At 35.6% G+C, this 18,766-nt stretch carries 15 protein-coding genes, 1 tRNA gene and 5 pseudogenes; 16 read left to right on the forward strand and 5 right to left on the reverse strand.

From position 1 onward, the window contains the following. Positions 1–258 precede the first annotated feature (258 nt). Complete coding sequence (locus WOCAOBSORBRA_RS01875) at positions 259–459, forward strand: hypothetical protein (protein WP_174515785.1); 201 nt, start codon at positions 259–261, stop codon at positions 457–459. Positions 460–607: 148 nt separating this feature from the next. On the opposite strand, the gene WOCAOBSORBRA_RS01880 is transcribed toward WOCAOBSORBRA_RS01875, so the two are convergent. Next, positions 608–2,110, reverse strand: a complete 1,503-nt coding sequence (locus tag WOCAOBSORBRA_RS01880) for a leucyl aminopeptidase (protein ID WP_174515790.1) — start codon at positions 2,108–2,110, stop codon at positions 608–610. Positions 2,111–2,207: 97 nt separating this feature from the next. After that, positions 2,208–2,849, reverse strand: coding sequence for a protocatechuate 3,4-dioxygenase (locus WOCAOBSORBRA_RS01885; protein ID WP_155968861.1), 642 nt, complete (start codon positions 2,847–2,849; stop codon positions 2,208–2,210). 424 nt (positions 2,850–3,273) lie between these two features. Between WOCAOBSORBRA_RS01885 and WOCAOBSORBRA_RS01890 the strand changes: the two are divergent. The 14 genes and pseudogenes from WOCAOBSORBRA_RS01890 to WOCAOBSORBRA_RS01930 all read left to right on the forward strand — a co-directional run. After that, positions 3,274–3,859, forward strand: a pseudogene (locus WOCAOBSORBRA_RS01890) (DUF6444 domain-containing protein); the annotation flags it as partial. A gap of 81 nt (positions 3,860–3,940) precedes the next feature. Then, positions 3,941–5,320, forward strand: a pseudogene (locus WOCAOBSORBRA_RS01895) (IS4 family transposase). Between the two features lie 52 nt (positions 5,321–5,372). After that, positions 5,373–5,669 (forward strand): annotated as a pseudogene (locus WOCAOBSORBRA_RS01900) (PD-(D/E)XK nuclease family transposase); the annotation flags it as partial. Positions 5,670–5,734: 65 nt separating this feature from the next. Then, positions 5,735–5,866, forward strand: a complete 132-nt coding sequence (locus WOCAOBSORBRA_RS06425) for a hypothetical protein (RefSeq protein ID WP_281173550.1) — start codon at positions 5,735–5,737, stop codon at positions 5,864–5,866. Between the two features lie 322 nt (positions 5,867–6,188). Next, positions 6,189–6,503, forward strand: a complete 315-nt coding sequence (locus WOCAOBSORBRA_RS06145; RefSeq protein WP_218939165.1) for a reverse transcriptase N-terminal domain-containing protein — start codon at positions 6,189–6,191, stop codon at positions 6,501–6,503. A 21-nt stretch (positions 6,504–6,524) separates the two neighbouring features. Continuing rightward, positions 6,525–6,875, forward strand: a pseudogene (locus WOCAOBSORBRA_RS06430) (reverse transcriptase/maturase family protein); the annotation flags it as partial. Then, positions 6,869–7,603 (forward strand): group II intron maturase-specific domain-containing protein, encoded by a 735-nt coding sequence (locus WOCAOBSORBRA_RS06435; RefSeq protein WP_218939166.1) that lies wholly within the window; start codon positions 6,869–6,871, stop codon positions 7,601–7,603. The pseudogene WOCAOBSORBRA_RS06430 and the gene WOCAOBSORBRA_RS06435, both read left to right, overlap by 7 nt. Next, positions 7,578–7,838 carry an HNH endonuclease signature motif containing protein gene (locus WOCAOBSORBRA_RS06160; protein ID WP_218939167.1) on the forward strand — a complete coding sequence of 87 codons (261 nt, stop codon included), beginning with the start codon at positions 7,578–7,580 and terminating at the stop codon, positions 7,836–7,838. The genes WOCAOBSORBRA_RS06435 and WOCAOBSORBRA_RS06160 overlap by 26 nt, the downstream gene beginning before the upstream one ends. Before the next feature lie 95 nt (positions 7,839–7,933). Beyond that, positions 7,934–8,245 (forward strand): annotated as a pseudogene (locus WOCAOBSORBRA_RS06165) (nuclease/transposase family protein); the annotation flags it as partial. 214 nt (positions 8,246–8,459) lie between these two features. Continuing rightward, complete coding sequence (locus WOCAOBSORBRA_RS01910) at positions 8,460–9,383, forward strand: hypothetical protein (protein WP_174515786.1); 924 nt, start codon at positions 8,460–8,462, stop codon at positions 9,381–9,383. A gap of 66 nt (positions 9,384–9,449) precedes the next feature. Continuing rightward, positions 9,450–9,527 (forward strand) — tRNA-Arg (locus tag WOCAOBSORBRA_RS01915). A gap of 82 nt (positions 9,528–9,609) precedes the next feature. Further along, positions 9,610–10,728 (forward strand): molecular chaperone DnaJ, encoded by a 1,119-nt coding sequence (gene dnaJ, locus WOCAOBSORBRA_RS01920; protein ID WP_174515787.1) that lies wholly within the window; start codon positions 9,610–9,612, stop codon positions 10,726–10,728. A 339-nt stretch (positions 10,729–11,067) separates the two neighbouring features. Then, the gene (locus WOCAOBSORBRA_RS01925; RefSeq protein ID WP_174515788.1) at positions 11,068–12,702 is read left to right on the forward strand and encodes a ribonuclease J; all 1,635 of its coding nucleotides are present in this window, start codon (positions 11,068–11,070) and stop codon (positions 12,700–12,702) included. A 5-nt stretch (positions 12,703–12,707) separates the two neighbouring features. Beyond that, complete coding sequence (locus WOCAOBSORBRA_RS01930; RefSeq protein WP_015588777.1) at positions 12,708–13,970, forward strand: Tol-Pal system protein TolB; 1,263 nt, start codon at positions 12,708–12,710, stop codon at positions 13,968–13,970. A 41-nt stretch (positions 13,971–14,011) separates the two neighbouring features. On the opposite strand, the gene gatC is transcribed toward WOCAOBSORBRA_RS01930, so the two are convergent. The 3 genes from gatC to WOCAOBSORBRA_RS01945 form a co-directional block, all read right to left on the reverse strand. Further along, positions 14,012–14,365, reverse strand: a complete 354-nt coding sequence (gene gatC, locus WOCAOBSORBRA_RS01935; RefSeq protein ID WP_015588776.1) for an Asp-tRNA(Asn)/Glu-tRNA(Gln) amidotransferase subunit GatC — start codon at positions 14,363–14,365, stop codon at positions 14,012–14,014. After that, entirely contained in the window at positions 14,355–15,281 is a 927-nt protein-coding gene (locus WOCAOBSORBRA_RS01940) for a ribose-phosphate diphosphokinase (protein WP_155968767.1), read from the reverse strand. Before WOCAOBSORBRA_RS01940 ends, gatC begins: the two co-directional genes overlap by 11 nt. A 303-nt stretch (positions 15,282–15,584) precedes the next feature. Further along, positions 15,585–16,451, reverse strand: coding sequence for an ankyrin repeat domain-containing protein (locus tag WOCAOBSORBRA_RS01945; RefSeq protein ID WP_006280296.1), 867 nt, complete (start codon positions 16,449–16,451; stop codon positions 15,585–15,587). Between the two features lie 413 nt (positions 16,452–16,864). On the opposite strand from WOCAOBSORBRA_RS01945, the gene WOCAOBSORBRA_RS01950 reads away from it, so the two are divergent. Then, on the forward strand, positions 16,865–18,547 hold the full coding sequence (locus WOCAOBSORBRA_RS01950) for a WD_0033/WD_0034 family tandem repeat-containing protein (RefSeq protein ID WP_174515789.1): 1,683 nt from the start codon (positions 16,865–16,867) through the stop codon (positions 18,545–18,547). Positions 18,548–18,766: the final 219 nt, after the last annotated feature.

Genomic DNA, 18,766 nt, shown 5'->3' on the forward strand with positions numbered 1-18,766 from the left:
TATTTCCTCTTTTTTCTAGAAATTTGTTATATTCGCTATGGTTACTGACCCTCATTTTTTGTGGCATATTTTTTCTTTCAAGGTTAAATGGCTATTTTATAATGAATTTTGTCAGTAGCCACCAGATTTTTTCAGTTGCTATGCAACAAAGCCCACTGGAATCCAGACTTTAATTGTTATACTTGTAAATAATCTGGTGAAAATAAACGTTCATCTCAAAATGCAGTATTTTTGTTGAAATAGCTCAACTGGATCCCAGTGTCTGGGCACTGGGATGACACCATAGGAGGCTACTTGGATGACAAAAAAAGGAGCACTGGGATGACAGCAGTCCTACGTCATACCGCCGCGGTATCTCTAGATCCCGCTAACAAGCAGCGGGATGACGAGCTTATCGTCACGCCGCCACGAACCGTCATACCGCGATTCATTCGCGGTATCTCAGCCGCTAACAAGTAGCGGGATGACGGTTGTCAGGGTGTCATGAAAGTAGCTGACACTGGAATCCAGAAAAAAAGAAATATGTATCAGCTACTTTCATTTGCTGCGCCTCAAAAATAAACGTTCATGTAGCTGTAAGTCAAGCCATAAATCCAGATAAAGATCTTTAATCATTGGCTTCGTAGTACTTTTCAACCAACTTATTAAGTAACCTTACACCAAAACCTACTGCTCCTCTTGGACAAATGTCAGTACCTTTTTCGTGCCAAGCAGTGCCTGCAATATCTAAATGTGCCCAGCAAGTTTCATCCACAAAACGCTGTAAAAACTGTGCAGCCATTATGCTATCTCCGCCAGAGCCCGCAGGAGCGATATTTTGCACATCAGCAATCGGTGAATCAATAATTTTATCGTAAGTTTCATTCATAGGAAAACGCCATAACTTCTCATTTACTTCATTTCCTGCATCAATCAGACGGTTTGCTAATTCATCATTATTTGAAAAAAGACCAGCATATTCGTTATTTCCAAGCGCAACCACTATAGCACCAGTTAAAGTTGCAAGATCAATCATAAATTGTGGTGAAAATCTCTCTTGCGTATACCACAAAGCATCTGCAAGTATGAGCCTTCCTTCTGCATCGGTGTTCAACACTTCTATTGTCTGTCCAGACATTGAAGTTACTACATCACTTGGTCTTTGAGCATTACCACCCACTGCATTTTCTGCAAGTGCGACCACACCGATCGCATTTACTTTTGCTTTTCGTCCTGCTAAAGCATGCATCACCCCAACCACAGCAGCAGAGCCTGCCATGTCATATTTCATCGACTCCATACCACGTGAAGGTTTGAGCGATACTCCACCAGTGTCAAACGTTATGCCTTTACCAACAAAAGCTATTGGCTTTTGTTCTTTAGCAGCTCCATTCCATTTTATCACTACTAATTTTGGTTCTTTACTACTTCCTTGTGCAACTCCAAGCAAGGCTCCCATTTTTTTCTCTTCCATCTGCTTTTTATCAAGCACCTCGATTTCAAGGCCAAGCTTAGTAAGTTCTTTTTTTATATGATCAGCATAGGATTCTGGATATAGAATGTTAGGAGGCTCTGTTATAAAAGAGCGCGCAAGGAATATACTCTCACCTTCTTGCCTTGAGTGCTCAAATGATCTTTCAGCATTACTTAATTGCTCATCTTTTACTAATACGGTAATCTCCTCTACCTCTGTAATTTTCTCATCCTTTTTAGTTTTATACTTATCAAACTTAAAACTACGCAGAAACGCACCATATGCAACATTTGCTGCACTACCTTCGATTAAAACCGCTGCTTTTTTAATTTTTAATCTGCTTAGCTCACAATATATTTTACCACCAATATTTAATTCTTTATTTTCATTCCATTCATCCTTCTTACCAAGTCCAACAACTATGACATTTTTTTCTTCTGGCAAAGTAGTAGAGAAAAATTCACCAAAACTTCCATTGAAATTGCTAAATTGCTTTATATTATCCATGATCTGTTTTCCTTGCAAAACTCCGCCATCATTTACGGTTTCGTTGTCCTCAAATAAACCCGTTACTATTGTTTTAAAATCGGGCGAAATTTTAGAAATTGTTATTTTCATTGCTGGCATCTCCGTTGCAAATAATTGTAAACTGTACATAAAACACAGCAAAAACATCAGTAAGATATTTTTCATATACATCCTAAGTACAATAACACTCAAGTTTACTATGGACTCCCTTACATGCAAGGGTTTTTTATCTTTTATTAGAGAACTTATTATATCCGCCCAAGGTAATGTTAAACGTATAGGTTTTTATGACCTGATCACTGTAAGTAAATGGTGTTATGAGAAGGCTTGCAAGCCCATTACTAACAAAATCTCCAAGAACAGGATCAGCACAATTATCGCAATTATGGTCAACAAAAAACATTTGCGTTGTGAATTCCGGAAAATCCGGATGTTGAACTAGAAAGTTGATATGTGGAGCTCTATCACCAATTTTACCAGGTGCTATCGTAATAAAATTATAATAGCCAAGATTATTCACTACAAACCTTCCTGATCCAGCAAAATTCGGATCATCCTCTATATTCTTATCGTAATGGTTCACGCCGCGTGAATTCGCGTGCCATATAGAAACTACAGCATTTTGTATTGGTAAGCAGTTTATATCAGTAATTCTACCCACTATGTGTATTAATTCCCCTATTGCACTATTTGGAGAACCAGGTTTCCTTCTTAAATTGTTTGAAGAGCTAAAATTTTTTGGCCTTGCATCAAGGTCATATATTTCCGGAGTTTTAATGCAGTTGAGCAAAACAGGATCAGCTGCAAATAGCGGCAAACTGAATATCATTTGTACTAAAAGTGCTAACAAGATATTTTTCACATTCATTTCATTTATAATAGACTTCTTGCATAACCATATAACAAACTTTTATTGGAAATAGAAACGAAAAAACTTGCTTGACACCCTTCGCCAGCCCCCTTATCATGAAACTGAAGGTATTCAGTTATCTTCATCTGTGCAGATTAAACAGCAAGAAAACAACGTAGTTGGCGTCTTATTTTTAATTTTTTGCACTATGTGCACCTTATGTCTTCACAATATTTCTAGGTTTTTACCTACACAAGCTGAAACGCGCTATTTAAAACATTAAAAAACGCCAACTTAAAAAATGGATAGTGAATAACTAGCTACCCTAGGGTTTCTTTTGCCTTTTTTTCTGTTTAGTAAATTGTATCCGTTCAGCGGAGTGGTAGAATAAGGTAGACAAAGCAAGATAATAAAGATAATCATAGAGCAAAAGTGAGGTAATATGGTAAACCTTTTAGAACTTTGCAAAAATTTACAGCAAAAAATAGAAAAACTGGAAGCAGAGATAGAAAACTTAAAAGCAGAAAATAAAGCTTTAAAGATAGAGAACGCTGAATTAAAGGAAAGGCTCGGTTTAAATTCAAAAAACTCATCCCTGCCCAGCTCAAAAGAGCTATACAAAATAAAAAAGGACAAGCCAAAAAGCGAAAGGAATGTTGGCGATCAGGTTGGGCATAAAGGAAATTTTCATGCCACAATGGAAGCGGATAAAGTAGTAAAAATAGAGTTGCCTAATATTTGCGAATGCGGAGGAGAGCTTGTAATATGCGAAAAACCTTATGTTCACCAAAAAGTTGATCTTCCGGAAATTAGGCCTTATGTAGTAATTGGAACATGGTCGTTGTCGGAGATGCAGAAAAAGAAAAAGTAGCAAGTTACCAGAAGGTGTTACGCCAGATACATTTGGTCCAAGGGTTAAGTCTATAATTGCAGCACTCAGCGGATTTTACAAAAACTCAAAGCGTGAAGTGGCTAGTATCATAAATGACATTTTTAATTTGAACATAAGTGTTGGCAGCATATCAAATCTTACTATTATCCACAAATATAAATGTACTTATAAATAAAGTATTACAATATTAAAGTTTGCAAATATTGAGGGTATAAAAATGGCAAACGAGAGTAATGAATGGGCTAAAAATGAATTTGGAGATGCTGTACTTGGAGATAAAAGATTAACTGACCGATTAGTAAAGATTGCTGATAGTTTGATAAGTTTACCTGAAAGCTCAATTAATGAGGCATGCAGAAGTTGGTCAGAAGCAAAAGCAGCATATCGTTTTTTTCAAAATGAGAACGTAAAAGAAGTCGATATTCTAGCTTCACACATTGATAAAACAGTTGAAAGAACAAAAGCTCATAAAAGAATTCTTGTGATTCAAGATACAACTTATATTTCATACTCAAGCCATAAGCGGATTGGGAACTATTGCTGGAAAAGGAGCAGTAATGCATACAGCCCTTGCTGTTAGTACGGAAGCTGGGAATACTGGATCAAAAGATTTACTCGAGGCAACTCATTTCTGAAGAAGAAAAAAGACTAAAGAGCCATCGTAACAACGTTCATATTGAGGATAAAGAAAGTATGAAATGGCTAGAAAGTTTAAAGAAAACAAATAATATTATAGATCTGGCCCAAACCGAAGCTATAACTGTATGTGACAGAGAAGCAGATATGCATGATTTTTTTGAACTTGCACATAATCTTAACTCAGAAATTTTAGTAAGAGCTTGCCACAACAGAAATGTAAATAAAAAATTCATGCATACCAGGAACAAGCAAAAATTATGGTCATTTATCCAAGGCCTCCCTTGCGCTGGAAAAGTAGAAGTTGAAATCCCTGCTAGAGATAACAAGCAAAAAAGGACAGCGTTTTTAGAAATTAGATTCGGAAAATTTATCACATGAAGGCCATATAAAATGTAAAGAAGGTCACATAAAATATAAACCGACAGAGTCTACAACTTCACGCAATTCATGTTGTTGAAAAAAACTCTCCTCCCGAAGCAAGTCCTCTAGAGTGGATGCTTTTTTCCGGTCAGTACTTTTGAAGAAGCTGTTGAAAAAGTTAGTTGGTATTGTTTGAGATGGAAAATAGAGATATTGCATAAGATTTTAAAATCTGGTCTCAAAGTTGAGGAATGTAGACTTGGAACAGCAGAAAGATTAATGAGGTATTTAACAGTCATGAGCATTATTGCTTGGAGAATTTTCTTTATTACATCAATTGCAAGAACTAACCCAACATTACCATGTACTGCCTTATTAGCTGAGGAAGAATGGAAAGTTTTATATGTTAAAATACACAGGAAACCATGTCCAAATATAGCCCCTACTATAAAAGAAGCCGTTTCGTGAACTTGGAGGTCATTTAGCAAGAAAAAGCGACCCAAAACCAGGACCAATTACTCTTTGGAAAGGGTGGAGACGTCTCTTTGATCTAGCAGAAGGATGGCGACTTGCTCACGAACCTCATATTTGTGGGTAATAGTAAGGTTTCTAAGGGAGGGAGTAGTAGTAATACTGCTTCCTTACCTGACCAGTTTGCTCGTGATAAAGGTTTTGAGAAACGCGCTCAATACTATGCTGCTAAAGCTTATTCAAGTCAAGCTCACAAAGGTGATCAAGATCTTAAAGGAGTTATTTTTATTGCTATCGCCGATTTTATCTTATTTCCTAACAAGCTGGCTTACAAATCTGATCACGTTACTTTTGATAAAATTACCTATGAACATGATCTCAAAGATTTTAGTTGCACTTTCATCGAGCTACCAAAGTTTAATAAGACAAAAGAAGATCAGCTTTCAAATATTGTTGAAAAATGGATTTATTTTTTTAGTGCGACCCTGAAAGTCGTGGTTTTGTGGTGGTTAAATTCCACTTTCCCTAGACATCGGGGATAATGTATATCTCACATTTTAAAGGGTGGCAACCTTTGGGGTGCAAGCATGAGATAAAAGCAGGTAACACTAAACCTCATGGTGAATCCTTGCAAACAGAGTTAGATATGATTACGAGAGGAACCTATGTTTGAATTGTCGTCAAAGCATAGTATGCGAAAGGAGGTTGAATTACGCATAGACCAAAACGGTATGAAGCAAAAGTGGAACTAAAGATTGAAGACTTTAGTTATTGATGTTCCCAGCTTCCGGCAAATAGTAGGAATCTAAGTTTAACGTGAAACGAAGCCATGGAACGGAGTAACCACATAAAAGCTCTTATATTCATTAAAATATAAGTAGGTAGCCAACCACAAGCTGCTATGTGGAAGAAGAAGCTAATGCCCAAAGTAATATCTGGGATATGCAGACGTAAACACTTTAATTTGGAAGGTAAAGTGGTGAATAGTAGTGAATATGTTATGGACCAGCAAAAAGCTAGGTATGAATGGAATTCCTTGGCGAAAGCTGAAGAAATCTTCATTTAAGCTACAAAAACGAATTTACCAAGCTTCTAAATGTAATGATATCAAAAAGATGCACAACCTTCAGAGATTATTACTCAAATCAACAAGTGCAAGAACGATCGCAGTTAGAAGGGTAACTCAGGACAACAGAGGGAAAAAAACTGCAGGTATTGATGGAAAAGCTAACCTTAGTCAAAAAGAAAGATTGCAATTGGCAAACTCCTTAGATATAAGAGAGAAAGCAAAGCCATCAAGACGTGTCTGACCTGGTAAGCCATCGGAATATCGCCCGCTTGGTATACCAACTATATCGTGTCGAGCAAAACAAACACTTGTAAAAATGGTGTTGGAACCAGAATGGGAGGCAAAACTTGAGCCAAACACTTATGGTTTTAGACCTGGTAGATCATGTCATGATGCAATTGAAGCCATATTTGATGTGCTAAAACAGAAAACAGCATATGTATTAGATGCTGATATTTCTGGATGTTTTGACAATATTAACCATAATAAACTGCTTGAAAACCACACCAACGTTAAAGAAAATCATAAGAAGATGGTTAAGGGCAGGCGTTATGGAAGATGGAAAGTTTCAATCCACAAAACGTGGTACAATTCAAGGAGGCACCGTTGCTAGCTTGTGTTGCATTACACGGATTAGAGCAACATGTCAAAAAAGCATTAACAAACGAACTCTTTCAATGCATGAAAAGAAAATATGGTAGGATATCGCATAAAAACGCGCAAAAGTCTATTAGTGTAATTTTCTACTGTGATGATTTTGTCATCATACATGAAAACGAAGAGATTATTCTTAAAGCAAAAATTTTAGTTGAAGAATGGTTAGAAACCATTGGACTAAAATTAAAGCCCTCTAAAACAAGAATTTCTCATACATTAAGAACCATTGACGAAACAAAACCAGGATTTGATTTTCTTGGATTTTCAATAAGACAATATCCAACAAAAGAAAGTAAAAAAGGTTACACATTATTAATAAAACCAAGTCGTAATTCTATAAAGCAGCATACATTTGCTATTAAACATAAACTTAGAGAAATGCGTGGGGCGCCACAGGAAGTAATAATAAGGAATCTCAATCCAATAAACAGAGGATGGAGTCAATATTACTCTTCGGTAGTTTCATGTAAAATCTTTAGCTCATTGGATAATACTATACATAGAAAGCTCTGGAAGTGGGCAGTCTTTAGGCACCCAAACAAAGGGAAATGCTGGATAAAAAGAAAATACTTTAAAAAGTATAATAACGATAACTGGCGCTTTATGACAAGTAACAAGGTACGTCTTACTATACACAGCGATCATGTTATTAAACAAAGTGCAAAAAACCAGATCTCCATATGATGGTGATTGGGTATATTGGGGTAAACGTCTGAGAAAAATACCAGATAAGCCACTAGGAGTAATAAAATTATTGAAGTTGCAACAAAGTAAATGCGATAATTGTAGACTATGGTTTAAAAGTGATGATACAATAGAAATACATCACAAAGACCAGAATAGACGAAACAATATGATCAAAAACTTATCTTTGTTACATGGACATTGTCATGATGAATTACACAGGAGGTGTGCATGAAAAGCACCAAATTAGAGAGAAGCCGTATGAGGCGCAAAGTCTCACGTACGGTTTTGAAGTCGAGTGAGGAGGGGCGACCTTCTTCACTTAGACAACAATATGCAGATGAAACTACGGAAGAAGACTTAAGGAAAATAGCAGAAAAAGCACCAATAATAAAGTTAGCCTACGATGAATTAGACAGGTTTAGCTGGAATGAAAAAGATTTAGTAGCTTACGAAGAAAGAATAATGGATCTACGCAAAGAAGAAGCCATTCTTGAATACAAACTTGAGGAAGGTATAGAGAAAGGAAAAATCGAAGTTGCAAAAAATTTACTTAAAGCTGGTGTATCTGTTAATTTAATAGCTGAATCCACTGGCCTTTCTCAAGCTGAAATTGTACAGCTTAAGCAAGAAGTGGCCTAAGTATCACGGTTTTCAGGGCTTTTTTAGCTCGGCAGTGGTCTGAAAAGTCCATTTTTCACTTTATAAAATGTTTATATTTTACCACCTACTTTATTTGAATAAGTTCTTCTGCCACACTCTGAACGGATACTTGAATCAGGCTCAAGTTGACAAGTAGATGTTATCTTGTTATAATAAATATTTATTAATTTAATCTTAACTTAAGAGGGTATTTATGGTAGCAAGTGATAGTGTTTTAAAAAGGTATGCGTTAGCCTATATAAAGAAATTAGGTAATAATAATAATATTGAAGGGTTTCTACAGTATTGTAATAATACACCGAATTTAACTTGGAGCAAGGAGAATTTTAAAAATGTGTATGAAGAATTTACATATCCAAATTCAAGCAATAGGCACGATACAGGAAGCAGAAATGATCAATATAACGCAGGGAATAACACACAACCTACAGGCCCTCAGACTACACATATACATGTATACAATGATAGAGGTTTAGATTTTTGGGATTATTTACTACTTCGCAGCCTGTTTGGTGGTCATACTACAGTTATAAATAACCCTGGTTTCAGTAGTGGTAGCCATCAAAGCAGAGAAGATAAGAAAAAAGACTCAGAAGACAATAGAAAGTTATTAGCTTTAGGTATGGTAGCTGCAGTTGTGTGTGTTGCTTTCCATGCTGGTATGTGTTTTTGGTATAACAGCAGCAGAAAAGTGGCTAGAAAAGAAGAAAAAATAGATTACCTGGATAGTAAATTTAAAACGTTCAGAAATATAGAATTTGCGGTTGGCGCTGTTTCTTTGGCAGCTTTGGTAGCTTGTGCTGTTTACCCAGTCTTACCAGTGTGGGGTTTAGTTATCCTTGGCGTTAATTCTCTTGTGTGTTTTACTGGTGGTTTAGCTTTTCATATGAAGCATGAGGAAGAATCAGAAAATATCGAGAAAGCTAAAGGAGCGGTAGATAGCTGTCTTAGACAAGGGCATGGTTATGGAGATTCTTCTCGTTATGATGCACCACCTCCTTACTTTTCTCAAGATCCTAATACTACTCCAACTGCTCCTCCTTGTAGTGAATTTGATAATTCTAATGCGAAACGGCAGTTTGAGAATTGTGAGGGGTTCATGCGTGATAAAAATTAACAGTTTTATTTTTAGCCAAATTAATTGAATTAAGCCACAAAATCTGCTAAAGTTAACTTTATGAAAGCACCCTTAGCTCAGTTGGATTAGAGCATTTGACTACGGATCAAAAGGTCGGGCGTTCAAGTCGCTCAGGGTGCACCACATTTTATAGGAAGCAGAAGTCACACTTGAAATTAATATATGCAATACCTATCTTTAAAGGTTAAGCACTAAACTATTATATATGAGCAAAAAAGACTACTATGAGCTACTGGAAGTAGGCAGAAATGCCAGTATTGATGAGATAAAAAAAGCGTATAAAAAATTAGCGTTAAAATATCATCCTGATAGAAATCCTGGCAATCAAGAAGCAGAGGAAAAATTTAAAGAAGTAACAGCTGCATATGAAGTTCTGTCTGACTCTGAGAAAAGGGCAGGCTATGACCGTTATGGCCACGAAGGTGCTTCTGGTGGATTTCAAGGCTTTAGCTCTGCAGGAGATTTTAGCGACATATTCAATGACTTCTTTGGTGGAGGATTCGGTGGTGGTGCAAGTAGATCGAGAGCAAAAAGAAGTACAACAGGAGTATCTGGAGCAGACCTACGTTATGATCTTGAAATTACCTTAGAAGATGCATTTAAAGGAATACAAGCGCCTATACATTATGTGACAAATGTAAAATGTGATACATGCCAAGGCACAGGTGGCGAAGGAGCAATTAAACCAGTTCAGTGCCACACATGCCAGGGAAGCGGTAGGATTAGAACTCAACAAGGCTTTTTTACCATCGAAAGAACATGTACTACATGCTATGGGGAAGGAGAAATAATACAAAACAAATGTAAGAAATGTGGTGGAAGTGGACGTAGAAGAGATGAAGTAAATATATCCGTTTCAATTCCAAAAGGCATAGAAGAAGGAGCTAAGGTAAGGATAAGTGGTAAAGGAGAAGCTGGAACAAAAGGTGGAAAAAGTGGAGATTTATACGTATACGTGAAAATAATTTTCCATAAAATCTTTGCTAGAAATAAAGCAGATTTACACTGTAAAGTGCCTATAAGAATGACACTAGCAGTGCTTGGTGGTGAAATCGATATTCAATCAATTGATGGAGCTAAAATAAAAGTAAAGGTCCCTGAAGGCACTCAAACTGGTACCAAACTACGTTGTAGGGAAAAGGGTATGCCATATATGAACTCACATGCTCGTGGTGATTTATACGTACAGGTAATAGTTGAGACTTTAAATCCAAAAAATTTAACTAAAAAGCAAATTGAACTATTAAAAGCGCTTGAAGAAGAGGAAAATGCAAGTGTACAACAGCAATCTGAAGGGTTTTTTAGTAAAGTAAAAAAAAAATAAGAAATCTGCTAAATGACATAAAGGGGTAACTGTTTACGGGTTTTCATTTAATCCTGCAATTCTTTGACCTTATTAATGGAAAACTTAACAATAATTAGCCAACAGAAACTTCTTAGTTCCTTATAGCTAAAGTGGCTTAGGTTTACCTACAATTTGAAAAACAACAAATTCGTCATTCCGCTACTCGTTAGCGGAATCTATGCTGAGATACCGCGAATGAATCGCGGTATGACGTGTGGAAACCTTTCTTAGGTTAGCTATAAAACTATGTAAAAGCAATAAATTTCTTTATTTAAGGTCGAAGTTTTGCTATTCTCAGGTTTTAATAATTTAAATTTAATGAATATAAACAAAAATGAGTTTTTATTTCTTCCGCTTGGGAGAGTAGGAAGAATCGGGATGAATGTTAGCCTATATCATTACCAAGGTAAGTGGATTATGATCGACCTTGGTGTTGGTTTTGCAGATGAAACTATGCCAGGTGTTGAGCTGCTCATTGCTGATATAGATTTTATTGCTCAAAGAAAAAAAGATTTACTTGGAATAATAATTACACATGCACATGAGGACCACTGCGGTGCAGTGCCCCACTTGTGGGAAGAGTTGCAGTGCTCCATATATACAACAAAGTTTACGGTTAATTTTCTTAAAGAGAAACTAAAAGAATTTCGATTGGAAGGTATAGTGCCTGTGAAAGAGGTAGACATAAATGGCAGCATAAATTTGGGTCCTTTTACCGTCGAGTTTATAAATGTAACTCATTCAATTCCTGAGGCAAATTCAATATTAATTAGCACTGAAATGGGTAGTGCACTCCATACCGGAGACTGGAAATTTGATCCAAAACCTGTTGTTGGATTAACTTCTAATATGGAGCGTCTAAAAGAAATTGGCGATAAAGGTGACCTGCTTGCAGCAATTTGCGATTCAACCAATATATTAAGCAAGCATCACCCTGAGTCAGAAGGTGAAATTTATAATAATATTTATAACATAATAAAGCGGTCTAAAAAATTAGTTGCTGTTTCGCTATTCGCTTCAAATGTGGCACGAATTGAAACGATAAGCCAAGCTGCAAAAGCACTAAATAGAAAAGTAGTTTTACTTGGTAGATCTTTATGGAGAATAGTGAAAGTTGCGCAAGATAGTGGTTATTTAACTGATTCTCCTCAGTTTCTTGAAGCAAAGGAAGCAGTAAATTTTCCAAGGGAAGAACTGGTGCTACTTTGCACAGGTTGTCAAGGTGAGCCACTGGCAGCTACCGCAAGACTTGCTGCTAAGAGTCATCAAGCATTTAAAATGCAGCAAGGTGATACCATGATCTTTTCGTCAAAAATCATTCCTGGAAATGAAACTCGTGCGCACAACATGCTCAATGCCTTTATTGAGATGGGGGTAGAAGTTATTACTGAAAAAACAGAGCATGTTCATGCTTCTGGGCATCCAACAAGAGAAGAGCTAAAGGAAATGTATTCTTTAATAAAACCGAAGATGTCTATTCCAGTTCACGGCGAATATATTCACACGCATGCACATGTAAAATTTGCTAAAGAGTGCGGTGTGGCAAAAGCAATAATGATTGCACCAGGTGATATTGTTAATTTGGAGAACGGAGAAAAGGTTGATTCAATTGATGTTGACTACTTTGGTATTGATGGTATGTTGCTACGTCATCCGGAGAGCAGTGTTATAAAAATGCGTAAAAGAATGAGAGATGCCGGAGTTATTGTGGTAACAGCAGTTGTAAACAAGAAAAATAAATTGCTTGCTAAACCAAAAGTATTTGTACCTGGTGTTTTTGAAGTGCTAGAAGATGCAGCTACCATACAGAAAATTGTCAAGAAAGTTGAGTCGTTGTTTAGTTTGCAGCCAACAAAAAAAATTAAAAATAAGATTGAAAGTTCAATATTGAGTATCTTAAAGGAATATTTACTAAAAAGACCTATAATTGAGGTTCAGATAGAACAGGTATGAAATGAATGAAGCTATTCGTTCATCTGGTGTTATTTATTTCGTTATTTATTCCTTATTTTACAAAAGCTGCTTTATATGTTGATATAAAAAAAAGCAGTGTTGGTAACATTGGTCTTGTTGTATCTAAATGTACATGTAAAACAGCGTTGGAAAGCGAATTAAGCGAAAATATTGCAAAGGTAATAGGAACAAATTTATCTAATTGTGGCTTATTTAATGTAAAACGTGGCGCGGAAGCTGAATCTAAATCTTGGAAAAGCGATACTGTAGTCACAGTAAGTTTAAGCGAAATATCTGGTAGTGCATTAGAGCTATCATTTCGTTTATTTGACACTTTTACAAAAAGAGAATTACTTACTCAGTCAGTTGTTTTTCCAGCAAAAGACTGGAGAAAAATTGGTCACCTCGTTTCGGATGTGATACATGATAGATTAATTGGTGAGAAAGGGCACTTCAACACAAAAATCACGTATATCGCTGAAGAAAAAGATAGCAACTACAAATCTGTGCGTAAAATTGCTGTGATGAATCAAGATGGAAGTAATATAAAATACTTAACAAATGGCGATAGATTTGTGTCAACACCGAGATTCTCACCAAATGGAAAGGGTATTGTTTATATCTCGTACGCAAATGGTAAAAGTTATATAATATTAAAAAATTTAAAAGATAACACTGAATCAATAATCAGCGCATTTGAAGGAGTTGTTTCTGCACCAAGATTTTCTCCCGATGGTAAATCTCTTTTAATTTCCCACTCATTGGGTGGTGAAACGAATATATTATCTTTGGATTTAAGTAGTAAACGAACAAAAAAAATTACTAAAGGTTCAGCTATAAGCACTTCTCCCTCTTTTTCTCCAGATCAAAAGTATATGGCTTTTAGTTCTGATATAAGTGGGAGTCAGCAACTGTACGTTATCGATTTTACTAACAAAAGTAAAAAACCTAAAAGAATTAGTTTTGGAAGTGGAAGATATGCTACGCCTGTTTGGTCGCCAAAAGGAGATCTGATAGCTTTTACAAAGATTCAGTCAGGAAAATTTTACATAGGAGTTATGAAGCCAGATGGCAAAGAAGAACGTCTGCTTTCAGAGGGGCATAAAATTGAATCCCCGGCATGGCTACCAAATGGTAGAGAAATCATTTTTACAAGAACAGAATCACCAAGCAACTCTAAACTATATTTAGTAGACTTAGTAAAGAAAAATCAAAAAATGGTTTCCACTCCCACAAATGCTTCTTTACCGGATTGGTCTTATTTTTGAAAGTAGATCTATTATAGGTTTGATATGAGCCTTATTTTACTTTAATCGCTTATAACCTTTGGCACTACGAAATACCCATGCTCAGGTTTTGTATTGGACAATATCTCTTTTTTAATGTTTTGAGAATTTATAACATCATCGCGTACATGAATGTCCTTGTCTATGCTGCCATAACGCATAGGAGAAACACCTTCAGTATTAACTTGCAATAAAGTATCATGTATCCAATCCAGCATTGTCAGTTCTTTGGAGTAGTGATCAATCTCGTCATTTGATAACTTAATCCTTACAAGCTGTGCAATTTTAAGCATTTCTTCTTTGGTAATTGTTATTTTTCTCTTATTTGCAAATTCTATTAGTGAAGTAATAACGTCTTCTGTTGACTTAGCTGGCATTTCTACCTCCTTGGATGAAGTGAGTTAAAATATTTACAACCGAAACAACTTCTATTTTACCAGTTTTTTCAAGTTTGTGAAGTATGGTATCCGTAATCACTAATTTATCTAAAGAAGAGGAAGAGATTTTCTCAACTGCACTTCCTGAAAGCACACCGTGTGTGATGCATGAAGTTACGGACTTTGCTCCGTAACTTTTTAAAGCAAGAGCTGCATTACACAATGTTCCACCAGAGTCAACTATATCATCAACAATGACACAATTTTTGTTTGCAACTTCTCCTATTATGTTCATTACTTGAGATGTGCCTGCTTTCTCCCTATATTTATCTACTACAATAATCTTATCACTTAACCCTATCTTGTACTTTTCCTCTAAAGTCTTTGCAAAAGCACGTGCTCTGCCAATTGCTCCAACATCAGGTGCAACAATTGCCAAATTTTCCGTGTGTATAGAGTCAACAAATGCTTCAAAGCAGTTCAAATTAGTTATCGGTACATCAAAGAATCCTTCAATTTGACTTGAGTGCAAATCAATAACTGCAACACTACTTGCACCTGCAGTTTGAATAAGATTTGCAACTAATTTGGCACTTAAAGCAGACTGCACATTATTGTTCTTGATAATTCTATCTTGCCTGCTATATCCATAATAAGGAATAATTACTACTATCCTTTTGGCTCCTAATCTATTTACTGCATCAATTATAAGCAGAAGCTCCATAAGATTATCATTCACAGGGGGAGAAAGAGATTGTATTATATATACTTCTTGATTATATAGATCATTTGCTACTTCTACATTTACCTCACCATCGGTAAACTTTGATATCCAAGCAGAGGATGGTTGAACATCTAGCCGGTTAACTACTGATTCCCCTAATTCCTTACTAGCATTACCTATTATTATCTTCATAACGCACTAATTGAGTTTTTAAGATTATACAGAAATTGTAAAATAATTGAAATGTAAGTGTCTTTATCTAGCATTCTTGTCGGTGAATTAGGTACCTCTTGTACAATGACCTGTCATTTTCACGCGTTGTTTCAATATACAGACCCAAATTGAAACAACTATACAAAATCCTGCTTATGTTTCAAGATAAATGACTTTAATGAAATATAATTTATCTAGTCATTTGTATCTGCTAACATACTACACTTCCCATTGTAGAGCCTCTGCAACTTACTGAAATTTATAATCGCTTTATAAAAAGTTTTATACTCTTTGCTTAATTGGAGGTGCTACCTCTGCACTTTCTGCTCTGTCTAGGGTACTACTTGGTTTTTCTGCAGTAATTTTTTGAATGCTACCATCTACCTTATTCTTGATATCTGCTCCATATGATCTTAATACTTCAATAGCTTTCTCGTTTCCACTATTCAGCGCAATATCCAAAGCATCCATTCCATCATTATTTTTGTGGTTGATAAAATTCTCTAACTCAAAGATTTTTATATATTGCTCAATGATGAATTCTACCACTTTTCCAGGGCAATTATTAGCGGCAGGAAAGAGTACTGCATTGTTATTATTGTCTTTCTTTGTTACATCTGCTTTGAGCTTGTCTATCAAATACTTGATAATTTCTATTCTGCTATCATCTTCTGCTTCAGTGCACTGCCTAGCAGCTAAAAACAGAGCTGTTCGCCCATTATTGTCCACATCTTCAATATCTTGTCCCTTATCAATTAAGGCTTGTATTATATTTTTGTTCCCATATAAAGCAGCAAAGTGAAGAGGAGTATACCCTTCGGTACTTTCTCTTTCATTAATCAATGCACCATGGCTAGCTAGTAATTCTATAAATTCTGGCGTATTTGCAAAAACTGCAAAGTGCATTGGTGTTAGATCATCTTTACCATGATTTTGAGTTTTTGCATTAACGTTTGCTCCATTTTTTATCAGCAATTTTGCTATTTCTAATTGTTTGCGTCCGATGGCAATATGCAGTGGCGTACGATTGCGTTCATAATGATCATTGACGTTTGTGCCACATTTTATTAGTAGTTCTGCAGCTTCAATATTACCTTCCTGAATTGCAACGTATAAGGAAGCATATCCATCTTTTGTTTCCTCTGTCATACGAAATTGCGAACATGTTAGTTCATATATTATTAAGGATTATTATTAAGTTTTTATTAATACAATATTAATGTAGCGGGATGACGAGCTTATCGTCATCCCGCCGCGAACCGTCATACCACTGCGAACCGTCATACCGCCGCGGTATCTCTAGATCCCGCTAACAAGCAGCGGGATGACGGTTTTTCAAATTATCGTAAGTCAGTTTAGCTATAGCTACAAGTTTCATTCTTCCCTTACAAATAACTTTACTGCGTCCTTTTTTCGGATTCAGAATTAGCAAGAAACGTTCTTGTAAGGTGGTCTACTAAAATTTTGCTTTATAAAACAATGTCTGAACTATGCAATTAATACATTATCAACACAACTGATTCATAAAAGCAAATATTATAACCACGAAGAGAGAAAATGTTATGCTTAGTTTAATAAGAAAGACCTTGAGAAAAAAAATGACTCATCAGGTAAACGATTCGAAATTGAAAGAGAAAGATGAAAAAAGTATTTTAAAATTAGCATCAAAAATAGAAGGCAAAAAAAGTAGCATTGCTGAAGAACTAGAAAAAATATCTAAAAAGGAAAAACAAAGGATTCTTACTACGGAAGTAAGCAAACATCAGGGTAAAGAATCAACTTTTACACTACTTACTCATGCTATATTTTGCGAGAATAGTCAAGCTGTAAAGGATATTTTGCAACAAGCTAAATTGAGCAACCTTTTAAAGAGTGTTCTTAGTGCAAAAATAATTAGTGATGATTCATTAATTTACACACCGCTTACTTATGCCATATTATGTAAAAATAGCAAAGCTATTGAAGAAATTTTAAAAGTCTCTAAAGGAAACGATATTCTGAAAGATATTCTTAACGCAACAACAACTATAAAATATCTAGATGGTCGGAGAGCAACTGTTACACCACTTGCTTGTGCTATACTATGTGGAGATAGTATAGCTATTGAAGAAATTTTAAAAGTCTCTAAGGAGAAAGATATTCTTAACACAACAGCAACTATAAAATATCCAGATAGCCAGAAAATGACTTACACACCACTTACTTATGCTATGTTCTGGAAGGATAGCAAAGCTATTAAAGAAATTCTAGTAGCAGCTAAAGGAAACGATATTCTGAAAGATATTCTTAACGCAACAACAACTATAAAATGTCCAGATGGTCGGAGAGTAACTGTTACACCACTTGCTTATGCTATACTACGTAAAGATAGTATGGCTGTTGAGAAAATGTTAAGAGTAGCTAAAGAAAACGGTATTCTGAAAGACATTCTTGACGCAACAACAACTATAAAATATCCAGATGGTCAGGAAGAAACTTGCACACCACTTGCTTATGCTATACTACGTAAAGATAGTATAGCTGTTGAGAAAATGTTAAGAGTAGCTAAAGAAAACGGTATTCTGAAAGACATTCTTAACACAACAATAACCATAAAACATAAAAATAATCAAAAAGTAACTGATAAGTTACTTGCCGCATTACATGATCGCAAAGTTATTCAAGAAATTTTAGACATAGCTAGAGAAAACGATATTCTGAAAGACATTCTTAATGCAACAATAACTATAAAATATCCAGATAGTGAAGAAAAAATCTACACACCACTTACTTATACAATATCATGTAAAAGCAACGAAGCTTTTAATACAACAAGAGCTATAAATCAAGATGGTCAGGAAAAAACTCACATCCCATTTCCTACCCTTGATAAAAGAGAAACTGAATTAAAATTAAAAGAAAAAAGACAAAGTAGAAGAGATGAGGGATTAAATTTTAACAATGGTAGTAGTGACAAAAATGTTGAAATAAAAGTTAATGGGGATATCTTGTTGCAGCATAGTAGTGGAACTAAAAATGAAATAAATCATACTGCTGTACGTAATGATGTAGGGGGGGTAAAGCTTCCTATAGAAAGTAGAACAAATGTTAAAGTACGGAATATAAGTGGATGCAAAGTAATGACTGTAGCTTCTATGGTGATTGAGTTGGTAGATAGTAAAGCGACATGTGTACTGTTAAAACCCACCACTAAATTGGAAGAAGTAGCTATAACATATTTTCAAGGTTTAGCACTATATTTATGAAACTTAATTTATATGTGCTAAACAAGATGCTGATTAGTTTTATAGGGCTAACCCAAGAAAGGTTTCCCTACGTCATACCGCCGCGGTATCTCTAGATCCCGCTGCGGGATGACGATTGTCGTTTAGCCATAAATATTTAAGAAATTTACCAAATGAAAAAAAAGGCAAAAGAAGCCCTGGGGTTATTATCTGCTTTAAAATATTGGCGTTTTTTATGTT

It is taken from the genome of Wolbachia endosymbiont of Cardiocondyla obscurior, assembly GCF_902713635.1.
Classification (GTDB): domain Bacteria; phylum Pseudomonadota; class Alphaproteobacteria; order Rickettsiales; family Anaplasmataceae; genus Wolbachia; species Wolbachia pipientis.

Excerpts from the sequence above, each read along its gene's own strand:
- WOCAOBSORBRA_RS01880 (WP_174515790.1), bottom strand. The coding sequence starts at position 2,110 with ATGTACAGTTTACAATTATTTGCAACGGAGATGCCAGCAATGAAAATA.
- WOCAOBSORBRA_RS01885 (WP_155968861.1), bottom strand. The coding sequence starts at position 2,849 with ATGAATGTGAAAAATATCTTGTTAGCACTTTTAGTACAAATGATATTC.
- WOCAOBSORBRA_RS06425 (WP_281173550.1), top strand. The coding sequence starts at position 5,735 with ATGTATATCTCACATTTTAAAGGGTGGCAACCTTTGGGGTGCAAGCAT.
- WOCAOBSORBRA_RS06145 (WP_218939165.1), top strand. The coding sequence starts at position 6,189 with ATGTTATGGACCAGCAAAAAGCTAGGTATGAATGGAATTCCTTGGCGA.
- WOCAOBSORBRA_RS01910 (WP_174515786.1), top strand. The coding sequence starts at position 8,460 with ATGGTAGCAAGTGATAGTGTTTTAAAAAGGTATGCGTTAGCCTATATA.
- dnaJ (WP_174515787.1), top strand. The coding sequence starts at position 9,610 with ATGAGCAAAAAAGACTACTATGAGCTACTGGAAGTAGGCAGAAATGCC.
- WOCAOBSORBRA_RS01925 (WP_174515788.1), top strand. The coding sequence starts at position 11,068 with ATGAATATAAACAAAAATGAGTTTTTATTTCTTCCGCTTGGGAGAGTA.
- WOCAOBSORBRA_RS01930 (WP_015588777.1), top strand. The coding sequence starts at position 12,708 with ATGAAGCTATTCGTTCATCTGGTGTTATTTATTTCGTTATTTATTCCT.
- gatC (WP_015588776.1), bottom strand. The coding sequence starts at position 14,365 with ATGCCAGCTAAGTCAACAGAAGACGTTATTACTTCACTAATAGAATTT.
- WOCAOBSORBRA_RS01940 (WP_155968767.1), bottom strand. The coding sequence starts at position 15,281 with ATGAAGATAATAATAGGTAATGCTAGTAAGGAATTAGGGGAATCAGTA.
- WOCAOBSORBRA_RS01945 (WP_006280296.1), bottom strand. The coding sequence starts at position 16,451 with ATGACAGAGGAAACAAAAGATGGATATGCTTCCTTATACGTTGCAATT.
- WOCAOBSORBRA_RS01950 (WP_174515789.1), top strand. The coding sequence starts at position 16,865 with ATGCTTAGTTTAATAAGAAAGACCTTGAGAAAAAAAATGACTCATCAG.